The 4332-nt window shown below is 59.3% G+C and carries 6 protein-coding genes; 1 reads left to right on the top strand and 5 read right to left on the bottom strand.

The window, feature by feature from the left end:
- The coding region (locus PMI29_RS25930; protein ID WP_007994308.1) for a metallopeptidase TldD-related protein at window positions 1–688 on the top strand (688 nt) is incomplete at its 5' end.
- A gap of 105 nt (window positions 689–793) precedes the next feature.
- Here PMI29_RS25930 and PMI29_RS25935 read toward each other — a convergent pair.
- The 5 genes from PMI29_RS25935 to PMI29_RS25955 all read right to left on the bottom strand — a co-directional run bounded on the left by PMI29_RS25935 (window position 794) and on the right by PMI29_RS25955 (window position 4295).
- A complete protein-coding gene (locus PMI29_RS25935) occupies window positions 794–1066 on the bottom strand; it encodes an HPr family phosphocarrier protein (protein WP_007970256.1) in 273 nt (90 codons plus the stop codon).
- Between the two features lie 15 nt (window positions 1067–1081).
- Complete coding sequence (gene rapZ, locus PMI29_RS25940; RefSeq protein ID WP_007994307.1) at window positions 1082–1939, bottom strand: RNase adapter RapZ; 858 nt, start codon at window positions 1937–1939, stop codon at window positions 1082–1084.
- A 2-nt stretch (window positions 1940–1941) separates the two neighbouring features.
- On the bottom strand, window positions 1942–2406 hold the full coding sequence (gene ptsN, locus PMI29_RS25945; RefSeq protein ID WP_007994305.1) for a PTS IIA-like nitrogen regulatory protein PtsN: 465 nt from the start codon (window positions 2404–2406) through the stop codon (window positions 1942–1944).
- Window positions 2407–2418: 12 nt separating this feature from the next.
- The gene (hpf, locus tag PMI29_RS25950) at window positions 2419–2727 is read right to left on the bottom strand and encodes a ribosome hibernation-promoting factor, HPF/YfiA family (protein WP_007941242.1); all 309 of its coding nucleotides are present in this window, start codon (window positions 2725–2727) and stop codon (window positions 2419–2421) included.
- 74 nt (window positions 2728–2801) lie between these two features.
- The gene (locus tag PMI29_RS25955; RefSeq protein WP_033051987.1) at window positions 2802–4295 is read right to left on the bottom strand and encodes an RNA polymerase factor sigma-54; all 1494 of its coding nucleotides are present in this window, start codon (window positions 4293–4295) and stop codon (window positions 2802–2804) included.
- Between the last annotated feature and the right edge of the window lie 37 nt (window positions 4296–4332).

Raw genomic sequence — 4332 nt, 5'->3', positions numbered from 1 at the left:
CGGCCAGCGGGCTGCGCAACGGGCGGCGAGCCGTTTGGGCGCGCGCCCGGTGCCGACCTGCGAGGTGCCGGTGCTGTTTTCCGCAGAGTTGGCCGGCGGCTTGTTCGGCAGCTTCCTGTCGGCGATTTCCGGCGGCAGCCTGTACCGCAAGTCATCGTTCCTTGAAGGCACGCTGGGCCAGAAGCTGTTTCCGGAGTGGCTGACCATTGACGAGCGTCCGCATCTCATGCGGGCATTGGGCAGTGCTGCGTTCGATGGCGATGGCCTGGCAACCTACGCCAAACCGTTCGTCGAAAAAGGCGAACTGGTGTCCTACATCCTCGGCACCTACTCCGGCCGCAAGCTCGGAATGCCGAGCACGGCCAACGCCGGTGGCGTGCACAACCTGTTCGTCAGCCATGGCGATGAAGACCAGGCGGCCTTGCTGCGGCGCATGGGACGCGGGCTGTTGGTCACCGAGTTGATGGGCCAGGGGCTGAACATGGTCACCGGCGATTACTCCCGGGGCGCGGCGGGTTACTGGGTCGAGAACGGCGAAATCCAGTTCGCGGTTCAGGAGGTGACCATCGCCGGCAACATGCGCGACATGTTCAAGCAGATCGTCGCCGTGGGTAATGACCTGGAACTGCGTAGCAACATTCGCACCGGTTCGGTGCTGATCGAGCGGATGACGGTGGCGGGTAGCTAAGCTTTGCCCTAAACAAAAAAGGCGTGCCACCCATCGGGTGGTACGCCTTTTTTTGCGACTTGAATGGGGCCTGCAGGAGCACGGCTTGCCGTTACTGGACGATGTTTACTCGCCTTCGTCGAAGAAGTTGTTGATCAACGCCACCAGTGCATCCAGGGCTTCCTGTTCCTGCTCACCTTCTGTGCTCAAGTGGATCGTGGTGCCTTTGCCGGCGGCCAGCATCATCATCGCCATGATGCTTTTGCCATCGACCATCGACTCTGGTGTACGACCGGCCCGAATCTGGCACGGGAACTGACCTGCCACCCCAACGAATTTTGCAGAAGCGCGGGCATGCAGGCCCAGCTTGTTGATGATTTCGATTTCCAGAGCAGGCATCGCGGTGTGAATCCTTTAGCTGAGGTCGCGGTGGCGAACCTGGACGTTCTTCAGGGTTTTTTGCAGCGCCTGCCCCAAGCGCTCGGTCAGGTAGACGGAGCGGTGATGTCCGCCAGTGCACCCAATGGCAATGGTGACGTAGGCGCGGTTGCTGGCGGCAAATCGAGGCAGCCACTTTAGCAGGTATGTGGAAATGTCCTGGAACATCTCTTCGACATCCGGCTGTGCCGCCAGATACTCGGCAACCGGTTGATCGAGCCCGGATTGCTCGCGCAATTCCGGTTTCCAGTAAGGGTTGGGCAGGCAACGCACATCGAACACCAGGTCGGCGTCCACCGGCATGCCACGCTTGAACCCGAAGGACTCCACCAGGAACGCAGTCCCCGGCTCGGGCTGATTCAACAGGCGCAGTTTGATGGCGTCGCGCAGCTGGTACAGATTCAGGCTGGTGGTGTTGATCTTGAGATCGGCGAGGTCGGCAATCGGCCCGAGCAGGACACTTTCAACGTTGATGGCTTCGGCCAGCGAGCGGTTGGCGTTGGTCAGGGGGTGACGTCGGCGGGTTTCCGAAAAGCGCTTGAGCAGGGTTTCTTCATCGGCGTCCAGGTACAGGACATCGCACTGGATGTGGCGGCTGCGGACCTCTTCGAGCAGGTCGGGGAAGCGTGACAGGTGGCTGGGCAGGTTGCGGGCGTCAATGGAAACGGCGACCAGCGGCTGCAGTAGCTCGGTATGAATCAATGCTCGTTCGGCCAGTTCCGGCAGCAGACCGGCAGGCAGATTGTCGATGCAGTAGTAGCCGTTGTCCTCAAGAACGTTGAGGGCGGTACTTTTACCTGAGCCGGAACGGCCACTGACGATGATCAAGCGCATGATTACTGACCGTTTTGCTCGTCCAGGACAACCTGATACAGGGCTTCATTGCTCGGAGCGCTGCGCAGTTTTTCGCGCACGTCCTTGCGGTCGAGCATGCTGGCGATCTGTCGCAGCAGCTCAAGGTGCGCATCGGTAGCGGCTTCCGGGACCAGCAGTACGAACAGCAGGTCAACCGGCGCACCGTCGATGGCGTCGAAATCGATAGGGGCGTCCAGGTGCATCAATGCACTGATGGGCGAAACACAGCCCCTGAGACGGCAATGGGGAATAGCGATGCCGTTGCCAAAACCGGTGGAGCCAAGTTTTTCACGGGCAATCAGTGCCTCGAAGACATCTTGCATCTCCAGAGCCGGCACTTCGCGGGCGATCAGATTGGCAATTTGTTCGAGGGCTTTCTTTTTACTGCCGCCCGGCACGTTCACCAGGGAACGGCCGGGGGTCAGGATACTTTCAAGTCGGATCATGGGTTGGGAGTGTTAACGACCGGTTGCGCCCTGAAGGAGGCTCTGGGTCTTTTCCTTATGCTTTTTGAGTTGTTTATCCAGCTTGTCGGTGAGTGCATCGATCGCGGCGTACATATCGGTATGTTCCGCGTTTGCGACCACTTCATTCCCGGGAATATGCAGCGTGGCTTCGATTTTCTGCTTCAGTTTTTCGACGGTCATCGTGACCTGCACATTAGTGATCTTGTCGAAATGTCGCTCCAATCGTTCGAGTTTTTCGCCGATGTAGGTGCGAAGAGGTTCGGTCACTTCCAGTTGGTGTCCACTGATGTTGACTTGCATACAGCTTCTCCTTCGTTGCCAGTGCATAAAGCGGTAGACCAGATGATCTACCACTGGAACGCTGTGGCGTGGCCCTACATCAACCGCTTGCGTTCGCTCGAAGGCGCGATCCCGAGGGATTCGCGGTACTTGGCGACGGTGCGGCGAGCCACCTGAATGCCTTGTGCCTCCAGTAAACCAGCGATCTTGCTGTCACTCAACGGCTTTTTCTGATTTTCCGCAGCAACCAGTTTTTTGATGATCGCGCGGATCGCCGTGGACGAGCATTCGCCGCCTTCGGAGGTGCTTACGTGACTGGAGAAAAAGTATTTCAGTTCATAAATGCCCCGGGGGGTGTGCATGAACTTCTGGGTGGTCACCCGTGAAATCGTCGACTCATGCATGCCGACCGCTTCGGCGATGTCATGCAGGACCAGGGGCTTCATGGCTTCGTCGCCATACTCGAGGAAACCGCGCTGATGCTCGACGATCTGGGTGGCCACCTTCATCAGGGTTTCATTACGGCTTTGCAGGCTCTTGATGAACCAGCGGGCCTCCTGCAACTGATTGCGCATGAACGTGTTGTCGGCGCTGGTGTCGGCGCGGCGCACGAATCCGGCGTACTGGGCGTTGACCCGCAGCCGTGGCACTGACTCCTGATTCAGCTCCACCAGCCAGCGCTCATTGTCCTTGCGCACGATAACGTCAGGAACGACATACTCGGCTTCGGCGGACTCGATCTGCGAGCCCGGGCGCGGATTGAGGCTCTGGACCAGTTCGATGACCTGGCGCAGTTCATCTTCCTTGAGCTTCATGCGGCGCATCAACTGGCTGTAGTCACGGCTGCCAAGCAGGTCGATGTAATCGGTGACCAGGCGCTTGGCCTCGGCCAGCCAAGGGGTTTTGGCGGGCAGCTGGCGCAATTGCAGCAGCAGGCATTCGCCCAGGTTGCGGGCGCCGATGCCGGCGGGCTCGAATTGCTGGATGCGGTGCAGGACGGCTTCGATTTCGTCCAGTTCGATGTCCAGTTCCGGATCGAAGGCTTCGAGGATTTCCTCGAGGGTTTCGTCCAGGTAGCCCTGATTGTTGATGCAGTCGATCAGGGTCACGGCGATCAGGCGATCGGTGTCGGACATCGGGGCCAGGTTCAGTTGCCACAGCAAGTGGCTTTGCAGGCTTTCGCCGGCCGAGGTGCGGGTGGTGAAGTCCCACTCGTCATCATCGTTGCTGGGCAGGCTGCTGGCGCTGGTCTGGTAAACGTCTTCCCACGCGGTGTCGACGGGGAGTTCGTTGGGGATGCGCTCGTTCCAGTCGCCCTCATCGAGGCTGTCAACCGTCGGGGCGCTTTCCTGGTAAGAGGGTTCCTGGATGTCAGTGTTGGGCTTTTGTTCGGTGTTGTCGGCCAAGGGGTCGGAATTGTCGAAGTCGTCGCCTTCTTCCTGGCGTTCGAGCATCGGATTGGACTCCAGGGCCTCCTGGATTTCCTGTTGCAGGTCCAGGGTCGACAATTGGAGCAGGCGGATGGCCTGTTGCAGCTGCGGTGTCATCGTCAGCTGCTGGCCCATTCTCAAGACTAGCGATGGTTTCATGGCAGGGGCTTAACACCTTATTCGCCGGCGCACATGC

Source organism: Pseudomonas sp. GM49, assembly GCF_000282355.1.
Classification (GTDB): domain Bacteria; phylum Pseudomonadota; class Gammaproteobacteria; order Pseudomonadales; family Pseudomonadaceae; genus Aquipseudomonas.
This window is presented reverse-complemented; position numbering and strand designations above follow the sequence as displayed.